The 24,948-nt window shown below is 71.9% G+C and carries 20 protein-coding genes and 2 pseudogenes; 9 read left to right on the plus strand and 13 right to left on the minus strand.

Annotated elements, in window-relative coordinates; genetic code table 11:
- A pseudogene (locus GV126_RS16500) lies at positions 1–591 on the minus strand (hypothetical protein); the annotation flags it as partial.
- 180 nt (positions 592–771) lie between these two features.
- Positions 772–1,899 (minus strand): alpha/beta hydrolase, encoded by a 1,128-nt coding sequence (locus tag GV126_RS16505; protein WP_159667277.1) that lies wholly within the window; start codon positions 1,897–1,899, stop codon positions 772–774.
- 221 nt (positions 1,900–2,120) lie between these two features.
- Between GV126_RS16505 and GV126_RS16510 the strand changes: the two genes are divergently transcribed.
- The 6 genes from GV126_RS16510 (at position 2,121) to GV126_RS16535 (ending at position 7,296) form a co-directional block, all read left to right on the plus strand.
- On the plus strand, positions 2,121–3,932 hold the full coding sequence (locus tag GV126_RS16510) for a phosphatidylglycerol lysyltransferase domain-containing protein (RefSeq protein ID WP_159667280.1): 1,812 nt from the start codon (positions 2,121–2,123) through the stop codon (positions 3,930–3,932).
- Positions 3,933–4,051: 119 nt separating this feature from the next.
- A complete protein-coding gene (gene folP / locus GV126_RS16515) occupies positions 4,052–4,960 on the plus strand; it encodes a dihydropteroate synthase (RefSeq protein WP_159667283.1) in 909 nt (302 codons plus the stop codon).
- Positions 4,957–5,466, plus strand: a complete 510-nt coding sequence (locus GV126_RS16520; RefSeq protein WP_159667286.1) for a nuclear transport factor 2 family protein — start codon at positions 4,957–4,959, stop codon at positions 5,464–5,466. The genes folP and GV126_RS16520 overlap by 4 nt, the downstream gene beginning before the upstream one ends.
- Before the next feature lie 261 nt (positions 5,467–5,727).
- A complete protein-coding gene (gene folB, locus GV126_RS16525; RefSeq protein ID WP_159667289.1) occupies positions 5,728–6,087 on the plus strand; it encodes a dihydroneopterin aldolase in 360 nt (119 codons plus the stop codon).
- The gene (gene folK / locus GV126_RS16530) at positions 6,084–6,695 is read left to right on the plus strand and encodes a 2-amino-4-hydroxy-6-hydroxymethyldihydropteridine diphosphokinase (RefSeq protein ID WP_159667292.1); all 612 of its coding nucleotides are present in this window, start codon (positions 6,084–6,086) and stop codon (positions 6,693–6,695) included. Before folB ends, folK begins: the two co-directional genes overlap by 4 nt.
- 112 nt (positions 6,696–6,807) lie before the next feature.
- Positions 6,808–7,296 (plus strand): DUF3180 domain-containing protein, encoded by a 489-nt coding sequence (locus GV126_RS16535; protein WP_159667295.1) that lies wholly within the window; start codon positions 6,808–6,810, stop codon positions 7,294–7,296.
- Between the two features lie 144 nt (positions 7,297–7,440).
- On the opposite strand, the gene folE is transcribed toward GV126_RS16535, so the two are convergent.
- The 6 genes and pseudogenes from folE to dacB all read right to left on the minus strand — a co-directional run bounded on the left by folE (position 7,441) and on the right by dacB (position 15,636).
- On the minus strand, positions 7,441–8,046 hold the full coding sequence (gene folE / locus GV126_RS16540) for a GTP cyclohydrolase I FolE (protein ID WP_159667298.1): 606 nt from the start codon (positions 8,044–8,046) through the stop codon (positions 7,441–7,443).
- 119 nt (positions 8,047–8,165) lie between these two features.
- Positions 8,166–10,199, minus strand: coding sequence for an ATP-dependent zinc metalloprotease FtsH (gene ftsH / locus GV126_RS16545; RefSeq protein WP_028420987.1), 2,034 nt, complete (start codon positions 10,197–10,199; stop codon positions 8,166–8,168).
- A 186-nt stretch (positions 10,200–10,385) separates the two neighbouring features.
- A complete protein-coding gene (gene hpt, locus GV126_RS16550; RefSeq protein ID WP_037753105.1) occupies positions 10,386–10,946 on the minus strand; it encodes a hypoxanthine phosphoribosyltransferase in 561 nt (186 codons plus the stop codon).
- Positions 10,947–11,057: 111 nt separating this feature from the next.
- Positions 11,058–11,990: pseudogene (gene tilS, locus GV126_RS16555) on the minus strand (tRNA lysidine(34) synthetase TilS); the annotation flags it as partial.
- A gap of 617 nt (positions 11,991–12,607) precedes the next feature.
- Positions 12,608–13,738, minus strand: a complete 1,131-nt coding sequence (locus GV126_RS16560; RefSeq protein WP_185946710.1) for a zinc-dependent metalloprotease — start codon at positions 13,736–13,738, stop codon at positions 12,608–12,610.
- Positions 13,739–13,980: 242 nt separating this feature from the next.
- The gene (dacB, locus tag GV126_RS16565; RefSeq protein WP_159667301.1) at positions 13,981–15,636 is read right to left on the minus strand and encodes a D-alanyl-D-alanine carboxypeptidase/D-alanyl-D-alanine endopeptidase; all 1,656 of its coding nucleotides are present in this window, start codon (positions 15,634–15,636) and stop codon (positions 13,981–13,983) included.
- A gap of 79 nt (positions 15,637–15,715) precedes the next feature.
- On the opposite strand from dacB, the gene GV126_RS16570 reads away from it, so the two are divergent.
- The gene (locus tag GV126_RS16570) at positions 15,716–16,207 is read left to right on the plus strand and encodes an inorganic diphosphatase (RefSeq protein ID WP_028420992.1); all 492 of its coding nucleotides are present in this window, start codon (positions 15,716–15,718) and stop codon (positions 16,205–16,207) included.
- A 234-nt stretch (positions 16,208–16,441) separates the two neighbouring features.
- Entirely contained in the window at positions 16,442–18,337 is a 1,896-nt protein-coding gene (locus GV126_RS16575) for a threonine/serine exporter family protein (RefSeq protein WP_419796003.1), read from the plus strand.
- Between the two features lie 68 nt (positions 18,338–18,405).
- Here GV126_RS16575 and GV126_RS16580 read toward each other — a convergent pair whose 3' ends face one another.
- The 4 genes from GV126_RS16580 to GV126_RS16595 all read right to left on the minus strand — a co-directional run bounded on the left by GV126_RS16580 (position 18,406) and on the right by GV126_RS16595 (position 23,157).
- The gene (locus tag GV126_RS16580; RefSeq protein ID WP_159667304.1) at positions 18,406–19,509 is read right to left on the minus strand and encodes a DedA family protein; all 1,104 of its coding nucleotides are present in this window, start codon (positions 19,507–19,509) and stop codon (positions 18,406–18,408) included.
- Positions 19,510–19,712: 203 nt separating this feature from the next.
- A complete protein-coding gene (locus GV126_RS16585) occupies positions 19,713–20,480 on the minus strand; it encodes a MerR family transcriptional regulator (RefSeq protein ID WP_159667307.1) in 768 nt (255 codons plus the stop codon).
- Positions 20,481–20,701: 221 nt separating this feature from the next.
- Positions 20,702–22,162: an aldehyde dehydrogenase family protein gene (locus GV126_RS16590; RefSeq protein ID WP_159667310.1), complete on the minus strand. Its 1,461-nt coding sequence runs from the start codon at positions 22,160–22,162 to the stop codon at positions 20,702–20,704.
- Between the two features lie 158 nt (positions 22,163–22,320).
- Complete coding sequence (locus GV126_RS16595) at positions 22,321–23,157, minus strand: Sco1979 family transcriptional regulator (protein ID WP_500305281.1); 837 nt, start codon at positions 23,155–23,157, stop codon at positions 22,321–22,323.
- 386 nt (positions 23,158–23,543) lie between these two features.
- Between GV126_RS16595 and GV126_RS16600 the strand changes: the two genes are divergently transcribed.
- On the plus strand, positions 23,544–24,050 hold the full coding sequence (locus GV126_RS16600) for an ATP-binding protein (RefSeq protein WP_159667313.1): 507 nt from the start codon (positions 23,544–23,546) through the stop codon (positions 24,048–24,050).
- 123 nt (positions 24,051–24,173) lie between these two features.
- Here the strand turns inward: GV126_RS16600 and GV126_RS16605 are convergent, their stop codons facing one another.
- Positions 24,174–24,443: a DUF397 domain-containing protein gene (locus GV126_RS16605; protein ID WP_028420999.1), complete on the minus strand. Its 270-nt coding sequence runs from the start codon at positions 24,441–24,443 to the stop codon at positions 24,174–24,176.
- Positions 24,444–24,948: the final 505 nt, after the last annotated feature.

The following is a 24,948-nucleotide window of genomic DNA, read 5'->3' on the forward strand; positions in this document are numbered from 1 at the left end:
CACCTGCTTCTCCGCGGCGTCCCGGAGCGCCGTGTCCGCGGCACCCGAGCCTCCGCCGGCCACGGCGCCCGCGGCCAGCTCGCGCGCGGCGGGCCGGCGGTCGGCCGCCGCGGCCGGCAGCGCGCGGGACGGAGAGCCGGCCCCCAGCTCCAGCTGGCGGCGGCCCTCCAGCGCGCTGGCGCGTTCGGTCTCGGCAGTCGCGTACCGGCGCAGCAGCGCCGCGTGCTCGTTGCGCAGGCCCGCCAGCTCCGACCGCTTGGCGCGCAGCTTGTTCTCCAGGCGGACGCGCAGCTCGCGCGACTCCTCCAGATCGCCCTCGAGTTCGGCGAGGCGTTCCTCGAAGCGCCACTCGTCGCTCGCCCGCGCGCGCGTGAGGTCGGCGCCCTTCCGGCCGGCCTGCGCGTCCCAGCGGCGCATGACGACCGCCCCGGACACCGCCGTCACCGCGGCGGCCGCGGCGAGCAGGCGCAGCACCACCGGTGTCGTGGACACCCACGGGCCCACGGCGCAGACGAGGGAGACACCGGCGATCGCCGAGGGCGGCAGCAATCTGTGCAGGGGTGGGGAATGGCGGTGACGTCCACGTGGCATGGCCAGAAACTTACCGCGCGTAGGTGAATCATGGTGGGCCGCCCCGCAAAAAGGCGGCCATACCGAAATCTTAACGGGACGTCAGCAGTTCCCAACGCCCGCCGGGGACCGGCGAAGCCGAGTTCAGGGCCCTTTCCGGTGCTTCTCCACAGGCCCGCGACCCTCCTTTCAAGATCATTTTCAGCGGTCCATCAGGTGCCCGCTCATCCACTGCAGCGCCGGGGGGATCTCGCGCTTCCAGGTGTTGAAGTTGTGCCCGCCGCTGTCGAGGATGATCGAGGCGATACGGGTCTTGTTCGTCGCCCTGACCGCCTCGATGAACTTCAGCGTGGATTTGTAGTCGGTCTCGCCGTGTTTACTGCTGGTGACGAGCAGTGAAGTCTCCGGAGCGGGAAGGTGCTTGATGCTCCACATCAGGTCCGCGCGATTGCGCAGATTCCTGTTCCCGTGGAAGAGATCACCCGTCGTCGGGTCGATCGGCGCCTTGTAGTACGCCGACAGACCGACGCCCGCGGTGTACCGCTCGGGGTGGTGCATGGCGAGTTTCAGCGCGCAGTAACCCCCGGTGGAGTCACCCATGATGCCCCAGCTGCCGGCTCCCCTGCCGGCCCGGTAGTGGGACAGGACGGCGTCGGGCAGGTCCTTGGCGAGGAACGTCTCGGTCTGCGGGCCGCCCGGGACGTCCACGCACTCGGTGTCCCGCGGCGGCGCCAGCGTCGGCCGCAGCATCACCAGGATCATCGGCTGCATCCGCCCCTTCTTGGCCAGGTCGTGCGCCGTGCGCGGGTAGTTGAGCTTGCTGATGAGCGCCTCGGTGGTGCCGGGGTAACCGGTGAGGACCACGGCCGCGGGGAACGTCCGCGCGCGGTACTGCGGCTGGAAGTACTCCGGCGGCAGGTAGACGTACGCGGGCGTGGCGATGTGCGTCCTGCGGCCCTCTATGTCGACCTTCTGTATCTGCCCGGTCAGCTGCGGCACGGATCCGCCGGACAGCTGCACCTTCTGGGTGCCGACCACCTGCAACGCGCCGCCCGCTCCGCCACCGGCCGCGTGGTCGACCACGACGCCCTGGCCGGTCTCCTGCCCGAACAGGTCCGCCCAGCTCGCGTAGAAGCCGAAGGCCTGGTTGGCGGCGAGCCCGACGCAGGCGAACAGCGCCACCTGCGTGGCCAGCAGGATGCCGACGCGTCCGCTGACGGCCCGCCAGTTGCGGCGGGCCAGCCGCGGCCACAGCCACACCGTGGCGACGAACAGCAGCACGGCGCACAGTACCGCCAGCGCCAGCACTTTCTTGCTTGTGAGACCCATGGGCTCTTTCCTGCCTGCACTTCCCCCCGGGCCGCCCCCGCCTGGCGGTGGCTTGCCCGGACTTTCCCTGGCCTTTGACCCGGTTTTCCGGTGGCGAGTGAACCTGCTTCCCCCAGACACCGTCCTAGAGGGCGCAATGTCGCCGGTTGCCCGGTTCGGCACCGGAATCAAGATCTCTCGCGGAACTACGGGATGCGATGTCTGTCAGGATAGATGGGGAAATGTCGGGTGAGGTTCCGGGTCGCTCCGGCCGACTGCGGCGCATCCTGCGCGGCCCGCGCCCCGAGGCCGTTCCCGCGCTGATCGGCCGGGCGTGCGCGGTCGTGGGGCTCCTGGACATCGCCGCGGGCGTCTTCCCGCGCTTCCGGCACAGCCGGATGCACGCCATGGCCGAGGTGCTGCCCGGCTCCTTCGGCCCCTTCGCCGCGGCGCTCTCGCTCAGCGCGGGCGTGCTGTTGCTGCTGCTCGCGCACGGTCTGAAACGACGCAAACGGCGCGCCTGGCGCGCCGCCGTGGCCCTGCTGCCCGCCGGTGCCGCCGCCGAGTTCGTCTACCGGCACTCCGTGATCGGCGTCATCATCGCACTGGCGCTGCTCGCGCCGCTGATCATCCACCGCAAGGAGTTCGCGGCCCTGCCGGACCCGCGCAGCCGCTGGCGGGCACTGACCAACTTCGTCCTCATGAGCACCGGCTCGGTGCTCCTGGGCCTGCTCATCGTGAGCGTCCACCCGCACCGCATGGTCGGCAACCCGAGCCTGGCGGACCGGCTCACCCACGTCGTCTACGGCCTGGTCGGCTTCGAGGGCCCCGTCGACTACCAGGGCAACACCTCCTGGACGGTCGCCTTCTCCCTGGGCGCGCTCGGCTGGATCACCGCGGTCACCACGATCTACCTGGCCTTCCGCCCCGAGCACCCGGCCGCCCGGCTCACCGAGGAGGACGAGGCCAGGCTGCGCGAGCTGCTGGCCAAGCACGGCCGCCGGGACTCCCTCGGCCACTTCGCGCTGCGCCGCGACAAGGCGGTCGTCTTCTCCCCCAGCGGCAAGGCCGCGGTCACCTACCGCGTCGTCTCCGGGGTGATGCTCGCCAGCGGCGACCCGATCGGTGACGTCGAGGCCTGGCCGGGCGCCATCGAGCGCTTCATGGACGAGGCCAAGGCCCACTCCTGGACGCCCGCCGTGATGGGCTGCTCGGAGACCGGCGGCCAGGTCTGGACCCGGGAGACCGGCCTGGACGCCCTGGAACTGGGCGACGAGGCGGTGGTGGACGTCGCGGATTTCTCGCTCGCCGGACGCGCGATGCGCAATGTCCGCCAGATGGTCAAGCGCATCGAGCGGGCCGGCTACGAAACCCGGGTGCGGCGCGTGGCTGACCTGGGCGATGCCGAACTGGAACGCATCCGGCGCGCCGCCGACGACTGGCGCGGCACCGACACCGAGCGCGGTTTCTCCATGGCGCTCGGCCGCATCGGCGACCCCGCCGACGGTGACTGCCTCATAGCGACCGCGCACAAGCAGGACGACGAGCCGGGCGAGTACGGCGACCTGAAGGCGATCCTGCACTTCGTGCCCTGGGGCCCCGACGGCGTTTCGCTGGACCTGATGCGGCGCGACCGCTCGGCCGACCCGGGGATGAACGAGCTGCTGATCGTGGCCGCGCTGCAGGCGGCCCCGAAGTTCGGCATCACCCGCGTCTCGCTGAACTTCGCGATGTTCCGCTCGGCGCTGGCGCGTGGCGAGAAGATCGGCGCGGGGCCGGTGCTGCGGGCCTGGCGGGGGCTGCTGGTGTTCCTCTCCCGCTGGTTCCAGATCGAGTCGCTGTACAAGTTCAACGCCAAGTTCCAGCCGCGCTGGGAGCCGCGGTTCGTCGTCTACCGCGCCTCCGCGGACCTGCCGCGCATCGGCTTCGCCGCCATGCAGGCGGAGGGCTTCGTCAACCTCGCGCTGCCGCTGCCGCGCTTCCTGCGCCGCCGCCGCGCCGCCGAGCGCCCGTGCGCGCACACGGTGGCCGAGCACGACGTCCGCGCGGCCTGACACTCGCCCCGGCCCCCGCTCCCCGCGGGGGCCGGCCCGCTCCCGGCGCACAAGCGGCGCTCCGGAGGCGGGCCCGGCGGGGCAGGCGGGGCCTTCGGGACAGGCCCTAGGCTGAACGTATGAGCAACCACAGCGGGCGCGGCCGAGTGGCGGGCCTTCCGGCATGGGACCGGTGCGCGGTCATGGGGGTCGTGAACGTGACCCCCGACTCCTTCTCCGACGGCGGCCGCTGGTTCGACACGACCACCGCCGTCAAGCACGGCCTGGACCTGGTCGCGCAGGGCGCCGACCTGGTCGACGTCGGCGGCGAGTCCACCCGGCCCGGCGCACCCCGCGTCGACGAGGCCGAGGAGCTGCGGCGGGTGATCCCCGTGGTGCGCGGCCTGGCGGCCGAGGGCGTGACGATCTCCGTGGACACCATGCGGGCCCGCGTCGCCGAGCAGGCGCTCGCGGCCGGCGCCGCCCTCGTCAACGACGTCAGCGGCGGCCTCGCCGACCCCGCCATGATCCCCGTGGTCGCGGACGCGGGCGCCCCCTTCGTGGTCATGCACTGGCGCGGCTTCCTGCAGGGCGCGGCCGTCCACGGCGTCTACGACGACGTCGTCACCGAGGTCGTCGACGAGCTGCACGCGCGCGTGGAGGCCGTGCTGGAGGGCGGCATCCGCCCCGACCGCGTCGTGATCGACCCCGGGCTCGGCTTCTCCAAGGAGGCCGAGCACGACCTGACGCTCCTGGCCCACCTGGACCGCCTGCTCGGCCTCGGCCACCCCCTGCTGGTCGCCGCCTCCCGCAAACGCTTCCTCGGCCGGGTGCTGGCCGGCCCCGAGGGCGCGCCGCCGCCCGCGCGCGAGCGTGACGCGGCTACCGCCGCGGTCTCCGCGCTCGCCGCGCAGGCCGGCGCGTGGGCGGTGCGCGTGCACGAGGTGCGCGCCACGGCGGACGCGGTACGCGTCGCGCGCGCCGTGGCAAAGGCGCGCACCGCCTCCGGCGCGTCCGGCTCCGCGCGGGGAGCCGAGGACGCCCGGTGAGCGCCCCGCACACCGACGTCGAGCAGGTGGAGGCGGCGAACACCGCCTACTACGAGGCACTGGAGCGCGGCGACTTCGAGGAACTGACCTCGCTCTGGCTCACCCCCGCCGACCTGGGCGTCGACGAGGAGTACCACGACCCGGCCGAGACCGGCGTGATCTCCTGCGTGCACCCCGGCTGGCCGGTGCTCACCGGTCGCGGCGAGGTTCTGCGCTCGTACGCGCTGATCATGGCCAACACCGACTACATCCAGTTCTTCCTCACCGACGTGCACGTCTCGGTCACCGGCGACACCGCCCTGGTGACCTGCACCGAGAACATCCTCAGCGGCGGCCCCGCCCCCGACGGCGGCGACGAGCCCGGCCCGCTGGTCGGGCAGCTGGTGGTCGCCACGAACGTGTTCCGGCGCACCCCGATCGGCTGGAAGCTGTGGTCGCACCACGCCTCCCCGGTCCTGGCCGAGAACGACACGGACGAGGGACATCCGGACGACAGCGCCGCCTGAGCGGGTAGGCGCAGCATGAGCGAACGCAGGCGAGCATTGGACGTGGCCGGAATCACGATGACGCGGGCGCGGGCGGCCACCGGTCCGTGAGCGACCGGGTTCTCCAGGGGAAACGTCAGGTGAAGCTTCCCCCGCCCGGGCCGCGCGGCCGTCCCCGCGGCCCGGCGCTGTCGGTGGCCGCGGGTAGATTCGTTCGAGGCCGGCGCACCGCCCGCACGCGGTGGGAACCGGCCGTCACCGACGATTGCAGGAGTGATTCGCGTGGATCGTGTCGCGCTGCGCGGCCTGAAGGCCCGCGGGCACCACGGAGTGTTCCCCAAGGAGCGCGAGGAGGGCCAGACCTTCCTCGTGGACGTCGTCCTGGGCGTGGACACCCGTCCGGCCGCGGCGGACGACGACCTGGCGAAGACCGTGCACTACGGCATCGTGGCCGAAGAGGTCGTGGCCGTGGTGGAGGGCGAGCCCGTGAACCTGATCGAGACGCTCGCCGAGCGCATCGCCCGGACCTGTCTGAAGCACGAAGGGGTCCAGGAGGTCGAGGTGTGCGTCCACAAGCCGGACGCGCCGATCACGGTGCCCTTCGACGACGTGACCGTCACCATCACCCGGAGCCGAGTATGACCGCACCTTTCAGCCAGGGTCCCACCGACCCGACCGTCCAGCCGGTGCCCGCCTCCGTCGTCGAGAAGGTCGACGCAGCCGACACCACCCTGCAGAACCCGAAACGGGCCGTGCTCTCCCTCGGCTCCAACCTCGGCAACCGCTTGGAGACCCTCCAGGGTGCCGTCGACGCCCTGGAGGACACCCCCGGCGTGCGCGTCAAGGCGGTCTCCCCGGTGTACGAGACGGAACCGTGGGGCGTCGAGCCCGGCTCCCAGCCGTCGTACTTCAACGCGGTCGTCGTCGTGAAGACGACGCTGCCGCCGTCCTCCCTGCTGGAGCGGGCCCACGCCATCGAGGAGGCCTTCCACCGGGTGCGCGACGAGCGCTGGGGCCCGCGCACCATCGACGTCGACATCGTCTCCTACGCCGACGTCGTCTGCGAGGACCCGCGGCTGACCCTGCCCCACCCGCGCGCCCACGAGCGCGCCTTCGTGCTGGCGCCGTGGCACGACGTGGACCCCGACGCGCAGCTGCCCGGGCACGGGCCCGTGGCCGGCCTGCTCACCGCCGTCACCCGGGCCGGCGTCGCCCCGCGCGCGGACCTGGAACTCCACCTGCCCGAGTAGTCGTTAAGGTCAAGAAGATCCTCAACGACGTTAGCGGCGCGACCTGCCCCGACGGGGGGCCGGACCGGGCCGACCACGCCCGACCGCGGTCCGGGGGAGCTGAAGGGACACCGTGAAAGAGCTGCGCATCAGGGTGCTGATCGGCGTGTTCGTCGTCGCGGGCGTGCTGTCGTGGGCGGGCGCCCGCCTGTGGAACGCGGTGGGGACACTGCCCAGCGTGCCCCTGGCCGCTCCCGTCGTCCTGGCGCTGATCGCCGTGGTCCTGCTGTCCACGGCACTGTCGCTGCGCGCCCGTCTGAAGGCCCAGCGCGAGCGGCGTCCCGGCGCCAAGGGCGTCGATCCGCTGATGGCCGCCCGGGCGGTCGTCTTCGGCCAGGCCAGCGCCCTGGTGGCGGCCCTGGTCGCCGGCATGTACGGCGGCACGGGCGTCTTCCTGCTCGAACTTCTCGACATCCCCACCCGCCGCGACCAGGCCCTCTACGCCGGGTTCTCGGTCCTGGCGGGGCTCGCGGTAATAGCGGCGGCCCTGTTCCTGGAGCGGGTCTGCAGACTCCCCGAGGACGACGACGACAACCACGGCGGGGCGGAACCGGCGGCGTGAAGCCGCCCGCCCGCACGACATGAGCCGCCCGGCGGCCTGCGCCGTCGCACCGGACGACAGCCCGGCCGCCGGCCCGTCCGGTCCGCCGCCGGCTCCGTCACTGCGCCACGGCCAGGGCTCGTCACTCCCCCATGGCCAGGCTCGTCAGTTCGCCATGATCAGGCTCATCGCCTCGTTGCGGGTCGCCGCGTCGCGCAGCTGGCCGCGCACCGCCGAGGTGAGGGTCTTCGCGCCGGGCTTGCGGATGCCCCGCATCGACATGCACATGTGCTCGCACTCCACGACCACGATCACCCCGCGCGGCTCCAGGATCTCCATCAGGGAGTCGGCAATCTGCGTGGTGAGTCGTTCCTGCACCTGCGGCCGGCGGGCGTAGACGTCCACGAGCCGGGCCAGCTTCGACAGGCCCGTGATCTTCCCGCTGGCGGACGGGATGTAGCCGACGTGGGCGACGCCCCGGAACGGCACCAGGTGGTGCTCGCAGGTCGAGAACACCTCGATGTCCTTCACCAGCACCATCTCGTCGTGGCCCAGGTCGAACGTCGTCGTCAGCACGTCCTCGGGCGTCTGCCACAGCCCCGCGAATATCTCCTTGTACGCCCGCGCCACCCGGGCCGGGGTGTCGCGCAGGCCCTCGCGGTCCGGGTCCTCGCCGACCGCGATCAGGAGTTCGCGTACGGCGTTCTCGGCGCGCTTCTCGTCGAACTCGCCGATGGTGCCTTCGCCGTCCAGCGTCACGGGGTCGGTCATGTGAAGCCTCGTTCCTGTGTGTCTCAGCTGCGGACATGCAGAATGCCGCGCCCCCAGGCTAGAACCCAGGGGGCGCGGCATACATTCCGGGGCCGGAGGGCGCCCGGAGGGGCCGTTCGTCAGTTCTCCGGACGGTCCTCCGGGGACTGCTCCGTCGCCGGGGCGGGGTCCGCGGCCGTGGACTTCACGGTGCTGATCGCCGCGCCGTTCGCGCCGTTGGTCAGAGCCAGCTCCTTCGGGGAGAGCACCGGCGGACGGGTGGACGGGGTGCGCCGGGAGGAGCCGGTCCACGCGGGCCGCGGCGGGCGCTTGACCACCGGTGCGAAGATCTCCGCGATCTCCTCCTTGCCCAGGGTCTCCTTCTCCAGCAGGGCCAGGACGAGGTTGTCGAGCACGTCGCGGTTCTCGACCAGGATCTCCCAGGCCTCGTTGTGCGCGTTCTCGATGAGCTTCTTGACTTCCTCGTCCACCAGGGCGGCGACCTCCTCGGAGTAGTCGCGCTGGTGGGCCATCTCACGGCCGAGGAACGGCTCCGTGTTGTCGCCGCCGAACTTGATGGCGCCGAGGCGCTCGGTCATGCCGTACTGGGTGACCATCGCGCGGGCCGTGGCCGTGGCCTTCTCGATGTCGTTCGCGGCGCCCGTGGTCGGGTCGTGGAAGACCAGTTCCTCCGCCGCGCGACCGCCGAGCATGTAGGCCAGCTGGTCCAGCATCTCGTTGCGCGTGGTGGAGTACTTGTCCTCGTCCGGCAGGACCATCGTGTAGCCGAGGGCGCGACCGCGGGACAGGATCGTGATCTTGTGGACCGGGTCGGAGTTCGGCGAGGCCGCCGCGACCAGGGCGTGACCGCCCTCGTGGTACGCGGTGATCTTCTTCTCCTTGTCCGACATGATCCGGGTCCGCTTCTGCGGGCCGGCGACGACGCGGTCGATCGCCTCGTCCAGCATCTTGTTGTCGATCAGCTTCTTGTCGCTGCGGGCCGTGAGCAGCGCGGCCTCGTTCAGGACGTTGGACAGATCGGCACCGGTGAAGCCGGGGGTGCGGCGGGCGACGGCGGCCAGGTCGACGTCGGGCGCGACCGGCTTGCCCTTCTGGTGGACCTTGAGGATCTCCAGCCGGCCCTGCATGTCGGGGCGGTCGACGGCGATCTGCCGGTCGAAGCGGCCCGGGCGCAGCAGCGCCGGGTCGAGGATGTCGGGCCGGTTGGTCGCGGCGATCAGGATCACGCCGCCCTTGACGTCGAAGCCGTCCATCTCGACGAGCAGCTGGTTCAGGGTCTGCTCGCGCTCGTCGTGACCGCCGCCCAGGCCGGCGCCGCGGTGGCGGCCGACGGCGTCGATCTCGTCGACGAACACGATCGCCGGCGCGTTGGCCTTGGCCTGCTCGAACAGGTCACGGACCCGGGAGGCACCGACACCGACGAACATCTCGACGAAGTCGGAACCGGAGATCGAGTAGAACGGCACGCCGGCCTCGCCCGCGACGGCCCGCGCGAGCAGGGTCTTGCCGGTGCCGGGCGGGCCGTAGAGCAGCACGCCCTTGGGGATCTTCGCGCCGACGGCCTGGAACTTGGCCGGCTCCTGCAGGAACTCCTTGATCTCCTGCAGCTCCTCCACGGCCTCGTCCGCGCCCGCGACGTCCGCGAAGGTCGTCTTCGGGGTGTCCTTGGTGATGAGCTTGGCCTTGGACTTGCCGAAGTTCATCACCCGGGAGCCGCCGCCCTGCATCTGGTTCATCAGGAACAGGAAGACGACGACGATGAGGACGAAGGGCAGCAGGGAGAGCAGCACGCCGACGAAGGGGTTCTGCTTGGACGGCGAGACGGTGTAGCCGTCCGGGATCTGCTTGTCCTGGAACTTGGTCTGCAGCGTGTTGGCGATGGTCACGCCCTGGTCGCCGATGTAGCTCGCCTGGATCTTGGAGCTGCCGTCGACCTTCTGGCCGTCCTTGAGTTCGACCTTGATGGTCTGCTCGTCGCCGGTGGTCAGCTTGGCCTGCTGGACCCGGTTGTCATTGATCGCCGCTACGACCTGGCCTGTGTCCACCGTCTTGTAGCCGCCGGACGAGCCGACGACCTGCATCAACACGACCACGGCAAGGACGGCCAGCACGATCCACATGACCGGCCCACGGAAGTATCGCTTCACGTCCATCCATACGGAGCGGTGCCGCCCCGTCCCTCCTGCCATAGTGAGTTTGATAAGACAGTTCTTCTGACGGTACCCCAGCATTGTGGCTCGAAGCCGCACGGGACGGCTGGCGTTCCCGTCTGCATGCTCCAACGCGCACGGCGCCGCCGGGGTTCCCGATCACCGCGCGGCCCACGGCCGCCCGGGGTTTCAGCCGCCGTAGACGTGGGGCGCGAGCGTTCCCACGAACGGCAGGTTGCGGTACTTCTCGGCGTAGTCCAGGCCGTAGCCGACGACGAACTCGTTGGGGATGTCGAAGCCGACCCACTCCACGTCGATGGCGACCTTCGCGGCGTCCGGCTTGCGCAGCAGCGTGCACACCTTCAGGGAGGCGGGCTCGCGCGAGCCGAGGTTGTTGATCAGCCAGGACAGGGTCAGGCCGGAGTCGATGATGTCCTCGACGATCAGGACGTGCCGGCCCTTGATGTCGGTGTCGAGGTCCTTCAGGATCCGCACGACGCCGGAGGACTGGGTGCCCGCCCCGTAGGACGACACGGCCATCCAGTCCATGGTGACCGGGGTGGACAGCGCCCGGGCCAGGTCGGCCATGACCATGACGGCGCCCTTGAGGACACCGACGATCAGCAGGTCCTTGCCCGCGTACTCCGCGTCGATCTTCGCGGCCAGCTCGGCCAGCTTGGCGTCGATCTCTTCCTTGGTGATGAGCACCTTCTCGAGGTCGGCACCCATGTCTTTCGCGTCCACCCGCATCACTTTCGGTCGGTCGTCCCACCGGCTGCCGCGGCCCGCCCCGGCTGGGGGGACCGGCCACCGGGACCCTCCCCCTCGGGGAGACCGGCGCCTCCCCCGCGGGGGAAGGATTCAGCCTTGCCGAATCACCAGTCTGCCCCCCTGCCGCCGGACGACGACTTTGCCGGGGAGGTTGATGGCCCCCTGGCCGCGCCAGCCGGTGATCAGCCGGTCCATCTCCTCGATGTGGCGGGCGAACAGCGAACCGGCCGGGGCACCGGCCTCGATGGCGGCGCGGCGCAGGATGCGGCGGCGTACGGCGGGGGGCAGGGCGTACAGCTTGGCGCATTCCAGGCGGCCGGTGTCGTCGCGTACGGCGGCCTCGGCCTGGCCGGCCCAGGCATCGAGCGCGTCGGCGTCGTCCCGGGAGAGCTGGGCGGTGCGGGCCAGGGCCTCGACGACGCCCTTGCCGAGCGCCTTCTCCAGGGCGGGCAGTCCCTCGTGGCGCAGCCGGGAGCGGGTGTAGGCGGGGTCGGTGTTGTGCGGGTCGTCCCACACGGGCAGGGCCTGGACCATGCAGGCCTTGCGGGCCGTCTGGCGGTCGATGTGCAGGAACGGGCGCCGGTAGCGGCCGCCGGCCCCCGAGACCGCGGCCATGCCCGACAGGGAGCGGATGCCGGAGCCGCGGGCGAGGCCGAGCAGCACCGTCTCGGCCTGGTCGTCGCGGGTGTGACCGAGGAGGACCGCGGCGGCGCCGTGGCGTTCGGCGACGGCGTCCAGGGCGGCGTAGCGCGCGTCGCGGGCGGCGGCCTCGGGCCCGCCCTCGCGGCCCACGCGGACGGCGACGGCCTCCACCGGGTCCAGGCCCAGCTCGCGCAGCCGCTGGGCGACCTCCTCGGCGCGCTGGTCGGAGCCGGCCTGCAGGCCGTGGTCGACGGTGACGCCGCCGGCGCGGACGCCGAGCCGGGGGGCCTCGAAGGCGAGGGCGGAGGCGAGCGCCATGGAGTCGGCGCCGCCGGAGCAGGCCACGAGCACGAGGGGCGCCGACGGGTCCGCGGGGGCCCGCCGGGTGCGCGCCGTGGGGGGTCGTCGGCAGCGTCAGTGGGGTATAGGAGACGGTCGTCGGACTGCCCGCCTCGGCGCTGCTGTACTGGTGGCTGCCCCGGTCCACCGACGGGGCGGCCGAGCAGCGGCTGGCCGAGGCGGAGGCGGCCGCACTGGGGCGGGCGGCGCACGAGCACCGGGAGTCCTCCACGACATCCTGAACGAGCAGACCTCCCGCGCCCCGTACGCCGTGCACGCCCCGGCTGTCGCGCACGCCCCCTACGCCGCGCCGGTGCGAGGGGGGCGCCCGGCGCGGCGTAGGGGGCGTGCGCGACAGCCGGGGCGTGCACGGCGTACGGGGCGCGGGAGGTCTGCTCGTTCAGGATGTCGTGGAGGACGCGGCGTACCGCCAGGCGTATCGCCGCGACCGCAGGATGGGGACCCATGTCCGGTTCCCTTCACGGAAGTTTTCGGGGGGTGAGCCCGAGTCGGTCACTCAGAGTGTGTCGATGGTGACAGAAACGGGCCGTTCCCCGAGCATTGCACGCCTACCCATCGACCACGGTCCCTCGGACGGGTGATTGGCGGGGCGTTCGCCTGCCGTCGGCCGGATTCGGTTCACCCCCGTACGCATCGGTTCACGACTCCGCCTTGCGGTGCACCCGCGCGATCCAGTCCGCCGGTTTGGCGATCTCCGCCTTGGTCGGGAGCGTGTTCGGGGAGGTCCACACACGGTTGAAGCCGTCCATGCCGACCTGGTCGACGACGGCGCGCACGAACCGCTCGCCGTCACGGTACTGGCGCAGCTTGGCGTCCAGGCCGAGCAGCTTGCGCAGGGCCGTGTCCAGGCGCGAGGCGCCCTTGGCGCGGCGCTGCTGGAACTTCTCGCGGATCTCCGCCACGCTCGGCACGACGTCCGGGCCGACGCCGTCCATGACGTAGTCGGCGTGGCCCTCCAGCAGGGACATCACGGCGGTGAGCCGGCCGAGGATCTCCCGCTGGGCCGGGGTCTGCACCAGCTCCACCAGGGAGTGCCCGGCGTCGTCCTCCTCGCCCTCGGGGCGGCCGCCGACCAGCGACTGGGCGGCCTCGCGCAGCCGCTCCAGGAACGCCATCGGGTCGACGTCGGTCTCCGCCAGGAACGCCTGGATCTCCCCCTGGAGGTGATCGCGCAGCCAGGGCACGGCGGTGAACTGCGTGCGGTGCGTCTCCTCGTGCAGGCACACCCACAGGCGGAAGTCGTGCGGTGCGACGTCCAGCTCGCGCTCGACGTGGACGATGTTCGGCGCGACCAGCAGCAGCCGTCCGCCGCCGTCGCCCGCCGGCAGCTCGCGGGAGGCCGGGGCGAACGTCTCGTACTGCCCGAGCACCCGGGAGGCGAGGAACGACAGCAGCATGCCCAGCTCGACGCCGGTGACCTTGCCGCCCACGGCGCCCAGGACCGCGCCGCCGGGGCCGCCGCCGCGCCGTCGCTGCATCTTGTCCAGCAACGGCTTGAGCAGCTCGCGGAAGCCGGCGACGTTCGCCTTGACCCAGCCCGGGCGGTCCACGACGAGGACGGGCGTGTCGTGGCCCTCCTCCGTGCCCAGACGAGTGAAGCCCCGGACGTGCTCCTCCGAGGCTCTGGCATGCCGGCGCAGCTCCGCGACGACGGCGCGGGCCTCGTCGCGGCTGACTTCGGGGCCCGGCCTGACCAGCCGGGTCGCGGTCGCCACCGCGAGATTCCAGTCGATCATCCCGGGAGTTGCGGCACCACCGATGCTCGTCATGCGTCAACCGTACGTGAGCACTGCCGCTGGGGGCAGGCTGTGACGTGGGTGCGGTCCGGGTCGCGCGGGCGGGTGGGCCGACGGAAGGCGGGTGTCTGCTTCCGTCGTCCCGGCCGCGTCCGGCCGTCGTGGGCGTCTGCTTCCGCCGTCCTGCCCGCGTCCGCCCGCCGCGGGTGCCCGGCATGCCCTCGTCCCGCCCGCGCCCGGTCGCCACGGTCGTCCGCCGGCCGGACGCGGACGGCTCAGCGGCATCCGCAGCCCGCCAGGGCCGTCGCCGCGCGGTCCAGGGCGGACTGGGCCGCCTGGGGGTCGGTGGTGTCCTCGGCGAGGAAGGCGAAGGCCAACAGGCGGCCGTCCCGGTCGACGGCGGTTCCGGCCAGTGTGTTCACGCCGGTGAGGGTGCCCGTCTTGGCGCGGACGATCCCGGCCGCGCCGTCGCCGCTGTAGCGGTCGGCGAGGGTGCCGGTGAAACCGGCCACCGGCAGCCCGGTGAGGATCGGCCGGAGACCGGGGTGAGCGGGGTCGGCGGCCTCGCGCAGCAGCGCGGTGAGCAGGTCCGCCGTGAGCTTGTCGGAGCGGTCCAGGCCGCTGCCGTCGTGGAAGGCGGCGCCCGTCAGGGGCAGCCCCAGCCGTGCCAGCCGGTCGGCGATCGCCCGGGCGCCCCCGGCGAAGTCGGGCCGTTCGCCGGTGGCGGCGGCCGTCTGGCGGGCCAGGGCCTCGGCGATGTCGTTGTCGCTGTTGGTGAGCATGCGCTCGACCACGTCGGACAGCGGCGGCGAGGAGACGGACGCGAGGGTCTGCGCGCGGCCGGTCGCCTTGGCGGGGGCGGGCGCGCCGGTGCGGATGCCGTGGTCCCGCAGGAAGCCGGCGAAGGCGCGGGCGGCCGCGGCGGCCGGGTCGGCCGCGCGCGGGGCGGGGCCGCTGCCGGAGCCGTCGGTGCGGGCCTCGTCGGCCATCAGGGCGGTGACCCGGGCCAGGTTGTCGTTGACGCCGATGGGGTGCAGGTCGGGGCCGGCGTACAGGCTGGTGTCGTCCGACAGCGTCACCTCCTTCAGCCCGCGCTCGGTCAGCGCGGCGGCGGTGCGGTCGGCCAGGGTGCGCAGGCTCGCCCAGCCGCGGGGCTGGGCGCGGGCGGTGAGGGTGGGGTCGCCGCCGCCGATCAGGACGAGGCCGGCGGTGCCGGGCTCCAGGGCGGCTCGGGTGGTGAAGCGGTGGTCGGGGCCGAGGGCGGACAGCGCGGCGGTGGCGGTGGCGATCTTGGTGGTGGAGGCGGGGGTGAACGCGGCGTCGGCGTCCTGGCCGTAGAGCCGCCGGCCGGTGGTCAGGTCGAGGACGACGGCGGAGTGGCGGCCGCCGAGCGCGGGGTCGCGCAGCAGCGGGGCGAGGACGCCGGCGAGGGCGGGCGCTCCGGCCGCCGGGTTCGCCTGGCGCCCGCTTCGCCCGGGCCCGACCAGCACGGGCGGGGCGCTGGGCGCGGGCCGCAGCCCGTCGGCGGCGGTGCCGGACGGAGCGGACGTATCGGAACCACGGCCGTGATCTGCGCCACCCGCGCGCTCCAGGGCGGCGGCCCGGTCCCGCTCGGCCGTACGCTGGCCGGAGGAGTCCCAGGGACCGGCGGCGGTCACCACACCGGCGGCCAGTGCCAGACCGGCGGTGGCGGCGGGCGCGGGGGACTGCCAGGGCCGTGGCCGTGCCGGCCGCGGGCCTGCGGCGGTCGTGAGCCGTGCGATCCGCGGTGTCACGGACCGTGCGGCCCGTGCCAGCCGCGGCCGTACGGCGCGTGCCAGCCGTGGTCGTGCGGTCTGTGTCAGTCGAGCCAGACGTGGCCCTGCGGCCCGCGCCAGGCCCGTCAGACGCGGTTTCGCGGCCCGCCAGCCCCTCGGCTCCGGCACGACCACCAGCCCCTTTCGCGATCACACACCTGCGTGGGGGACACTTAATCACCAGAACTATGTGCTGATCATGGAGGAGCCACCGGTGGAGTTCGACGTCACGATCGAGATCCCGAAGGGTTCGCGGAACAAGTACGAGGTGGACCACGAGACCGGTCGTATCCGCCTGGACCGTCGACTCTTCACTTCGACCAGCTACCCGGCCGACTACGGCTTCGTCGAGAACACCCTCGGCGAGGACGGCGACCCGCTGGACGCGCTGGTCATCCTGGACGAGCCGACCTTCCCCGGCTGCCTCATCAAGTGCCGCGCGATCGGCATGTTCCGGATGACGGACGAGGCCGGCGGCGACGACAAGGTGCTGTGCGTGCCCGCCTCCGACCCGCGGGTGGAGCACCTGCGCGACATCCACCACGTGTCGGAGTTCGACCGCCTGGAGATCCAGCACTTCTTCGAGGTCTACAAGGACCTGGAGCCCGGCAAGTCGGTCGAGGGCGCCAACTGGGTCGGCCGCGCCGACGCCGAGGCGGAGATCGAGCGGTCCATCAAGCGCTTCCAGGAGCACGGCGGTCACTGACCCACGACACGGAAAGGGCCGCGGACACCCCGGGTGGGTGACGCGGCCCTTTCGGTTTGGGGCCCGGACCGCCGCGCATACTGAGGCCTACGGAACGTGTAGTTCAGGGAGCGTTGCCCAGTGACGGATGCGGAGAACCGCAAGCCTGCGGAGGACCGCAAGCCGAAGTCGGACGAGGCGAGGAGCGCCTTCGGGCGCCGCGCGGGATCGTCGGTGACGCAGGCGACGCAGGTGATGAACGTGCCACATGCGACCAAGGCGGCCGGTGGGACTTCTGTGACCAAGGGGTCAAAGGAGAATACTGCGGCTGCTGCGACGGAGCAGGCGAAGGCGAACAATGCGGCCACTGAGGCCGGTGGGGCCACCGTGACCAGCGGGGCAGGGGCGAACGCCGCGGCCTCAGCGACCAAGGAAACGCAGGCGACCCGAGAGGCCAAGGCCTCTCCCGCCGTCTCGCCCTCCTCGGTGACCCAGGTGATTCCCCTCCCCGTCGTGCCCTCCGGGCCGGACGGGGAGTCGTCCACGACGTCCGAGTTCGCCGTCCCGGAAGGGCTGGCCGTGCCGCGGACCGGCAGCGAGTCCGAGACCACCTCGGAGTTCGCCATCCCGGACGGCCTGGAGGTGCCCGAGCCGCCGACCGCGGAGCCGGAGGGCTCGGCGTTCAGCCTGCCGCGCATCTACAGCGCCCGGCAGGCGCCGGCCGCCTTCACCCCGCCCGGCGGCGTCCCCGCGGTCAGCCTGACCAAGGACGTCCCCTGGCAGGACCGGATGCGCACGATGCTGCGCATGCCGGTGGCCGAGCGTCCGGCCCTGGAGCCGGTGCAGAAGACGGAGGAGGGCGGCCCGGCCGTCCCGCGCGTGCTCGACCTGACGCTGCGTATCGGCGAGCTGCTGCTCGCCGGCGGCGAGGGCGCCGAGGACGTGGAGACGGCGATGTTCGCGGTCTGCCGTTCCTACGGCCTGGACCGCTGCGAGCCGAACGTCACCTTCACCCTGCTGTCCATCTCCTACCAGCCGTCCCTGGTGGACGACCCCGTGTCGGCCTCCCGCGTGGTGCGCCGCCGGGGCACCGACTACACCCGCCTCGCGGCCGTCTTCCAGCTCGTCGACGATCTGAGCGACCCGGAGACCCACGTCTCCCTGGAGGAGGCCTACCGGCGGCTGGCCGAGATCCGACGCAACCGGCACCCCTACCCCGGCTGGGCGCTCACCGCGTCCGCCGGGCTGCTCGCGGGTGCGGCCTCCCTGCTGGTCGGCGGTGACCTGATCGTGTTCGTGGCGGCCGCGGTCGGCGCGATGCTCGGCGACCGGCTGGCCTGGCTGTGCGCGGGCCGCGGGCTGCCGGAGTTCTACCAGTTCACCGTTGCCGCGATGCCGCCGGCCGCGCTCGGCGTCGCCCTCACGGTGGCGCACGTCGACGTGAAGGCCTCCGCGGTCATCACCGGTGGTCTGTTCGCGCTGCTGCCGGGGCGGGCGCTGGTGGCGGGCGTGCAGGACGGCCTCACCGGGTTCTACATCACCGCCTCCGCGCGCCTGCTGGAGGTCATGTACTTCTTCGTCGGCATCGTCACGGGCGTGCTGACCGTCCTGTACTTCGGCGTGAAGCTGGGCGCCCCGCTCGACCCGGACGCGATGCTCGGGGTCAGCAACCGGCCGGTGATGCAGATCGTCGCGTCGATGCTGCTGTCGCTGACCTTCGCGGTGCTGCTGCAGCAGGAGCGGTCCACGGTGCTGCTGGTGACGCTCAACGGCGGGGTCGCCTGGGTGGTGTACGGCGCGATGCACTACGTCGCCGGGTTCTCCCCGGTGGCCTCCACGGCGGTCGCGGCGGGACTGGTGGGCCTGTTCGGGCAGCTGATGGCCCGCTACCGGTTCGCTTCCGCGCTGCCGTACACGACCGCCGCCATCGGCCCGCTGCTGCCCGGTTCGTCGACGTACTTCGGGCTGCTGTCGATCGCGCAGAACCACATCGACAAGGGGCTGGTGTCACTGGCCAAGGCGGTCTCGCTCGCCATGGCCATCGCGATCGGCGTGAACCTCGGCTCTGAGATCTCCCGGCTGTTCCTGCGGGTGCCCGGCGCCGGCCGTGCGGCGGGCCGCCGGGCGGCGAAGCGGACGAGGGGCTTCTAGCCGGCGGACGCGGTCGCCTTCGGAAGCGGGCGAGGGGTCCCTCGGCCCTGTCGTCCGGGTGCGGGGGTTCAGCGGCGGTAGGAGCCGCCGCCGTCGGGGTAGGGCGCGTCCGGGTCCTGGTGGCGGTAGCGGGGGTCCGGACCCGGCTGCGGGGCGTAGTCGCCCGCGGGGGCACCGTAGGACTGCTGCGGGTGGGGCTGCTCGGGGTACGGCTGCTGGGCGTACGGCTGCTGACCGTAGCCGCCGCCGTAGTGCTGCTCGTTCTGCTGGTGACCCTGCGGGTGGTTCTGCGGCCGGCCCTGCTGGTGGTCCGGCTGCTCAGGGTACGGCTGCTGGGGGTACGGCTGCTGCTCGCCGTACTGCTGGTTCTGCTCGCCGTACTGCTGGTTCTGCTCGCCGTACTGCTGGTAGGGCGGCTCGATGCGGCGCAGGCGGGTCGTGGCGTCGTCCATGACCGGCTGCTGCTGCGGGTACGGCTGCGCGGCGTACTGCTGGGCGTAGGGCTGCTGCGCCTGCGGGTGCTGGGGCGCGGCGGGCGGCTGCGGCTCCCTCTTGCCCTTCGCCCGGGCCCTGAGCAGTTCGATGGCGACCGGGATCACCGAGACCAGGACGATCAGGATGAGGATCGCCTCGATGTTGTTCTTGACGAAGGCGATGTTGCCCAGCCAGGAGCCCAGCAGGGTCACGCCCGCGCCCCACAGCACACCGCCGATCACGTTGAAGACCAGGAACGAGCGGTACCGCATGCCGCTGACGCCCGCGATGATCGGCGTGAAGGTGCGCACGATGGGCACGAAACGGGCCAGCACCAGCGACTTGGGGCCGTACTTCTCGAAGAACTCGTGCGCCTTGGTGACGTTCTCCTGCTTGAACAGGCGGGAGTCCGGCCGGTTGAAGAGGGACGGGCCGACCTTTCTGCCGAACATGTAGCCCGCCTGGTCGCCGAGGACCGCGGCGAGGCAGATCAGCGCGATGGCCGCCCACAGGGGGAAGTCCATCTGGTGCGACGTGATCAGCAGGCCGCAGGTGAACAGCAGGGAGTCGCCCGGCAGGAAGAACCCGATCAGCAGACCCGACTCGGCGAACACGACGAGGAGCAGGCCCCAGATGCCGAAGGTGTCGAGGAGGTAGTTCGGATCGAGCCAGCTCGGGCCGAGGGCAAGCGTCGTCACGTTACCGGGCTCCTGAAGGGGTGAGGACGGACGGCGGCGGTTCGGCCTCCGTGATGCTGCCGCACAAACTATCAACGCATGGTGTACGGCTCGCGTTCCACAGGGGTCGGAAGGGTACCCCGCCGACCGGTCCTCACCCGCCCGGGCCCGGCCGGCCCGGTCAGGCCCGCCCGGCCCGGTCAGTCAGCCCCTTCCGGGTCCGGTCAGGAGCCGGCGGTGCGGCGCCCGGCGTTGGCGAGGATCGCCTCGCGCAGGTGTTCGGCGAGGCCCGGCCGCATCGCGTCGTAGTACGCCTTGAAGCGCTCGTCGGAGACGTACATCTCCGCGAAGCACCGGTGCATCTCGTACGGCACCTCGAAGTACCACCGGCTGATGTGCTGCCGGTGCTCCTCGGCCAGGTCCATGGCCGCCTCGCCGGTCGGCCGCTCGCCGGCGGCCACCAGGGCGGCGTACCGCTCCTGCCAGTCGTCGACCTCGGCCTGGATGCGCTTCCAGTCCTCCTTGGTGTAGGTGGCGGCGCGGCGCCGGGACTCGGCGTACGCCTCCGTGTTCCCCCAGCGCTGCTCGGTCTCCTCCGCGTACTGCGCGGGGTCCTTGTCGCCGAAGACCTCGAAACGCTCCTCGGGCGTGAGATCGATCCCCATCGTGCGTGCCTCCATGGCGTGCTCCACCGCCGCGGCCATCTTCTGCAGCTTCTCGATCCGGGCGGTGAGCAGCTCGTGCCGGCGCCGCAGGTGCTCCCGCGGGTCCGCGTCCGGGTCGTCGAGCAGGGCCGCGACCTCGTCGAGCGGGAAGCCCAGCTCCCGGTAGAACAGGATCTGCTGCAGCCGGTCGAGGTCGGCGTCGTTGTAGCGCCGGTGGCCCGCGTGGCTGCGCTCGCTGGGTACGAGCAGGCCGATGTCGTCGTAGTGGTGCAGCGTGCGCACCGTCACCCCGGCGAAACCGGCGACCTGTCCCACGGAGTAGCTCACTCCCCGCTCCCTTCTCGGTACGCACTCCACGGTCGGCCCTGACGTGGCGTGAGGTGCAAGTCCGTGAGCGTACGGGGCGCGGTTGCTCCCGCGGACCGGCCGCGCCTGCCGGCTCCACCAGCGCGAACGCCGTCTTCCCGTCCGGCGACGGAGCCGTCAGGTCACATGCCGTCCGCCGTGGAGGCCGTTCTCGTCGCTGCTTCCGGGGAGCGCCGAAGGACTCAGAACGGGAAGCCGCTCCGCCCGTGCTGCACGGAGATCCACTTCAGCGTGGTGAAGGCGTCCACGGTCGTCTCGCCGTTCAGGCGGCCGATGCCGGAGTGCTTCTCGCCGCCGAAGGGGACGCGCGGCTCGTCGTGGACGGTGCCGTCGTTCACGTGGAACATGCCGGTGTCGATGCGCCGGGCGAAGGCGACGCCCCGCTCGATGTCCGCCGTGTGCACCGCGCCGCTCAGGCCGTAGGGGGTGTCGTTGACGATCCGGACCGCCTCCTCCTCGCCGTCGAAGGGGACGAGGAAGGCGACCGGGCCGAAGACCTCCTGCTGGAGCAGGGGCGAGTCGGCGGGGACGCCCGTCAGGACGGAGGGCTCGACCAGGTTGTCCCTCCTCGTGCCCCGCACCAGCGCCGTCGCGCCCTCGGCGAGCGCCTGCTCGACGACGGCCGCGACGGCGGCGGCCTGGGTGGAGTTGATCACCGGGCCGATGACGGTCAGCGGGTCGCGCGGGTCGCCGGACTTCAACGACTTCACCTTGGCGACGAACTTCTCGGTGAACTCCTCGGCGACGGAGCGGTCCACCAGGACGCGGTTGGCGGCCATGCACACCTGGCCCTGGTGGACGAAGCGGCTGAAGACGGCCGCGTCCACGGCGTAGTCGAGGTCGGCGTCGTCCAGGACGACGAGGGCGCTGTTGCCGCCGAGTTCCAGCACCGCGCGCTTGAAGTGGGAGGCGCAGACGGTGGCGACGTGCCGGCCGACCTTGTCGGAGCCGGTGAAGGAGATCACCTTGGGGACGGGGTGTTCGATGAAGGCGTCGCCGATCTCGGCGATGTCGGTGACGACGACGTTGAGCAGACCGGCGGGCAGCCCGGCGTCCTCGAAGATCTTCGCGACCAGGGTGCCGCCGGCGATCGGCGTGTTCTGGTGCGGCTTGAGCACCACGCCGTTGCCGAGCGCGAGGGCCGGGGCGACCGACTTCACCGACAGGAGGAAGGGGAAGTTGAAGGGGCTGATCACACCGACGACGCCGACCGGGACGCGGTAGACGCGGTTCTCCTTGCCGTCGCCCGGGGAGGGCAGGATGGTGCCCTGCGGGCTGAGCGTCAGGTGCACCGACTCGCGCAGGAACTCCTTGACGAGGTGCAGCTCGAAGGCGGCCTTGAGGCGGGTGCCGCCCAGCTCGGCGACGATCAGCTCGGTGATCTCCTGCTCGCGCTCCTCGACCAGGCGCAGTGCCTTCTCGAAGACGGCACGGCGGACGTAGGGGTTGGTTCCGGCCCACTCCTTCTGGACCCGGGCCGCCGCCCTGTAGGCCTGATCCACCTCCTCGACCGTGGCTATGGTGATCGAGGCCAGCTTCTCGTCGTCGTACGGGTTGAAGTCGATGATGTCCCAGGAGCCGGTGCCCGGGCGCCACTCGCCGTCGATGTACTGCTGGGCCAGGTCGGTGAAGTAGGACGACATGTGCTCCCTCGCATCCCGGGCTCGCGGAGTCTGATGGGACGTCATCGTACGTGTGGGCGAGTCGGGTTGGGGGTCTTCGCGCGGTCTTCGGGGAGCGGCGAAGGCCCCTAGGAGAGCCGTGGTCCTGGGAGAAGCGCAGTCCTGGGAGAGCCGTGGTCCTAGGAGAGCTGCAGGAGTCCGCGCAGCAGGTCGCGGCTCTCGTCCGGGCCGGGGCTGTCGTGCTGCAGCTCCGTGAGCGCCTTGTCGTACTGGGCGACGTCCTCGCGCTTGTCCAGGTACAGGGCGCTGGTCAGCTGCTCGACGTAGACGACGTCGGACAGGTCGGGCTCGGGGAAGCTGAGCAGCGTGAACGCGCCGGACTCGCCGGCGTGGCCGCCGAAGCTGAACGGCATCACCTGCAGGCGCACGTTGGGCCTCTCGGACATCTCGATCAGGTGCTGCAACTGGCCGCGCATCACCTCGCGGTCGCCGTAGGGGCGGCGCAGGGCGGCCTCGTCCAGGACGATGTGCAGTTCGGGAGCGTGCTCGGAGACGAGGTATTTCTGCCGTTCCAGGCGCAGGGCGACGCGCCGCTCCACATCGGCCTCGCTCGCGTCCTTCATGCCGCGGCGGACCACCGCGCGGGCGTACGCCTCGGTCTGCAGCAGTCCGTGCACGAACTGCACCTCGTAGACACGGATCAGCGACGCGGCGCCCTCCAGGCCCACGTAGGTCGGGAACCAGCTGGGCAGGACGTCGGAGTAACTGTGCCACCAGCCCGCGACGTTGGCCTCCTTGACGAGGGACAGCAGTGAGGTGCGCTCCGCCTCGTCCGTGATGCCGTACAGGGTCAACAGGTCTTCGACGTCACGTGCCTTGAAGCTCACCCGGCCCAGCTCCATCCGGCTGATCTTCGACTCCGAGGCGCGGATCGAGTACCCCGCCGCCTCCCGGGTGATCCCCCGCGCTTCCCGCAGCCGCCTGAGTTGCGAGCCGAGCAGCATCCGCCGCACCACCGATCCGGGCTCTCCCGCGCTCACGTTCGCCAGCCTCCCCAACGGTCCTTCAAGGGCCGAAGTCTGCCACTAAATCACTCCGAGCAGTACTCGCGCGATTACGCAACCGTGGAGGCCGCGCCCCGGCCGGTCTTCACCGAAAACGCACGGAACACGGCAAGCAGGCGTCAAGAAGAAGGCGCACGGCAGACGAGAAGACGGCGGAAAAAATGGCCAGCAAGCGGTACGGGAGGGCTGATTCCGGTCACGTGCACGTGCATCTGCCCTTGCATCCGCCCGCCGCATCCGAAACCATGGTCCCCGCGCCACCGCTGCATCGCAACGATCTGCATCGCAACGACCGCGAAATCCCGGGAGTGCCTCGCATGGGGACGAATGGATCGACCATGCTCGAGCCGTTACGGCAGGGCCTTCCGCCACTGGACCCCGCGGCCGTGTCCGATGCCGCCTCCTGCGCCCTGCCGGCCCGCTACGAGGCCGTGCGCGAGGCGAGACGGTTCACCCGCCGCACGCTCGACCAGTGGGGACTCGACGAGCGCTGCGACGACGTCTGCCTGGTGGTCTCGGAACTGGTCACCAACGCCCTGCGGCACGCACTGCCGGCGGCGCGCGGACGCGAGCAGGTGGCGTCCCACCCGGCGCCGGCGGTGCGGCTGCACCTGATGCACCGGACCGGGCACCTGGTGTGCGCCGTGCGCGACCCCAGCCAGGTCAATCCCGTCACCCGCGACCCGGACGACGTCTGCGCCGACTCCGCCGAGTCGGGCCGGGGACTGTTCCTCGTCGACTCCTTCAGCGACGGCTGGGGCTGGCATCCGCTCGCGGGCGCGCTGGGCGGCAAGGTCGTGTGGGCGCTGTTCCGGCTGACGGACGGCGGTCGGACGACCGTGTGACGACGGCAGGCGCAGCGTCGGCCGGGGGCGGCTCGGCCGACGCTGCGGTTCTACGCGTGTCACGACACGGGACGCGTACGTCGGCGCGCACCGGCCGCGCTGCGGTTGTGACCTGACACCGGGTCAGCCCGCGACCAGGTGGTCGAACTCGCCGTCCTTCACGCCCAGCAGCATCGCCTCGATCTCGGCGCGTGTGTAGACCAGCGCCGGCCCCTCCGGGAAACGCGAGTTGCGCACCGCCACCTCGCCGCCCGGCAGCCGCGCGAACTCCACGCAGGACCCCTGCGAGTTGCTGTGCCGGCTCTTCTGCCAGGTCACCCCGCGCAGCAGTGTGGCCGCCATGCCGTTGTACACGTCGCACTCCCCGTACCCGCCGTCAACGTCGTGGTCCACAGGTCGCTCCCCGATGGTGCACTGGCTGGTGTGGCCATGGATGCATTGGTCAACTGACCCGGATCATAACGTGGTTCACGTGCAGCTGCGCGAGCATATGCACGTGCACGCGCAGTGGTGCGGCGATTACACGACCGGCCGGTGACGACCGGCTTTGACGTGTCCTTTGCCAACTGTCCCCCAGCGTCTGCCCCGGAACGCACCGACCATGCGAGGGCCGCGCACATCCTCCCCGCGCTGCCTACTCCCTGGTAGCTTGCCGGGGGTGACGTCCGGCCGCGCGGCGGCCGGCCGCTTCCGAGTTGGGGGGCTTGCAGTGACCACGGCGACCAGGAGCACCACCACGGCGCGGACGGCACGAATTGTGCGGGCGGCGCGAGTTGTGCGGGCGGCGCGGGTGCGGAGGGCCACGGCGCGGATCGCGGCCGCGGCACTGCTCGGCGCGCTGGCGCTGACCGCGTGCGACAGCGGCGGCTCGGACTCGGGGGCCGGGGGGCCGGGGGCC

This window comes from Streptomyces mexicanus (assembly GCF_902506575.1).
GTDB lineage: Bacteria > Actinomycetota > Actinomycetes > Streptomycetales > Streptomycetaceae > Streptomyces > Streptomyces mexicanus.

Excerpts from the sequence above, each read along its gene's own strand:
- GV126_RS16505 (WP_159667277.1), bottom strand. The coding sequence starts at position 1,899 with ATGGGTCTCACAAGCAAGAAAGTGCTGGCGCTGGCGGTACTGTGCGCC.
- GV126_RS16510 (WP_159667280.1), top strand. The coding sequence starts at position 2,121 with ATGTCGGGTGAGGTTCCGGGTCGCTCCGGCCGACTGCGGCGCATCCTG.
- folP (WP_159667283.1), top strand. The coding sequence starts at position 4,052 with ATGAGCAACCACAGCGGGCGCGGCCGAGTGGCGGGCCTTCCGGCATGG.
- folK (WP_159667292.1), top strand. The coding sequence starts at position 6,084 with ATGACCGCACCTTTCAGCCAGGGTCCCACCGACCCGACCGTCCAGCCG.
- folE (WP_159667298.1), bottom strand. The coding sequence starts at position 8,046 with ATGACCGACCCCGTGACGCTGGACGGCGAAGGCACCATCGGCGAGTTC.
- ftsH (WP_028420987.1), bottom strand. The coding sequence starts at position 10,199 with ATGGACGTGAAGCGATACTTCCGTGGGCCGGTCATGTGGATCGTGCTG.
- hpt (WP_037753105.1), bottom strand. The coding sequence starts at position 10,946 with ATGCGGGTGGACGCGAAAGACATGGGTGCCGACCTCGAGAAGGTGCTC.
- GV126_RS16560 (WP_185946710.1), bottom strand. The coding sequence starts at position 13,738 with ATGACGAGCATCGGTGGTGCCGCAACTCCCGGGATGATCGACTGGAAT.
- GV126_RS16575 (WP_419796003.1), top strand. The coding sequence starts at position 16,442 with ATGAACGTGCCACATGCGACCAAGGCGGCCGGTGGGACTTCTGTGACC.
- GV126_RS16590 (WP_159667310.1), bottom strand. The coding sequence starts at position 22,162 with ATGTCGTCCTACTTCACCGACCTGGCCCAGCAGTACATCGACGGCGAG.
- GV126_RS16600 (WP_159667313.1), top strand. The coding sequence starts at position 23,544 with ATGCTCGAGCCGTTACGGCAGGGCCTTCCGCCACTGGACCCCGCGGCC.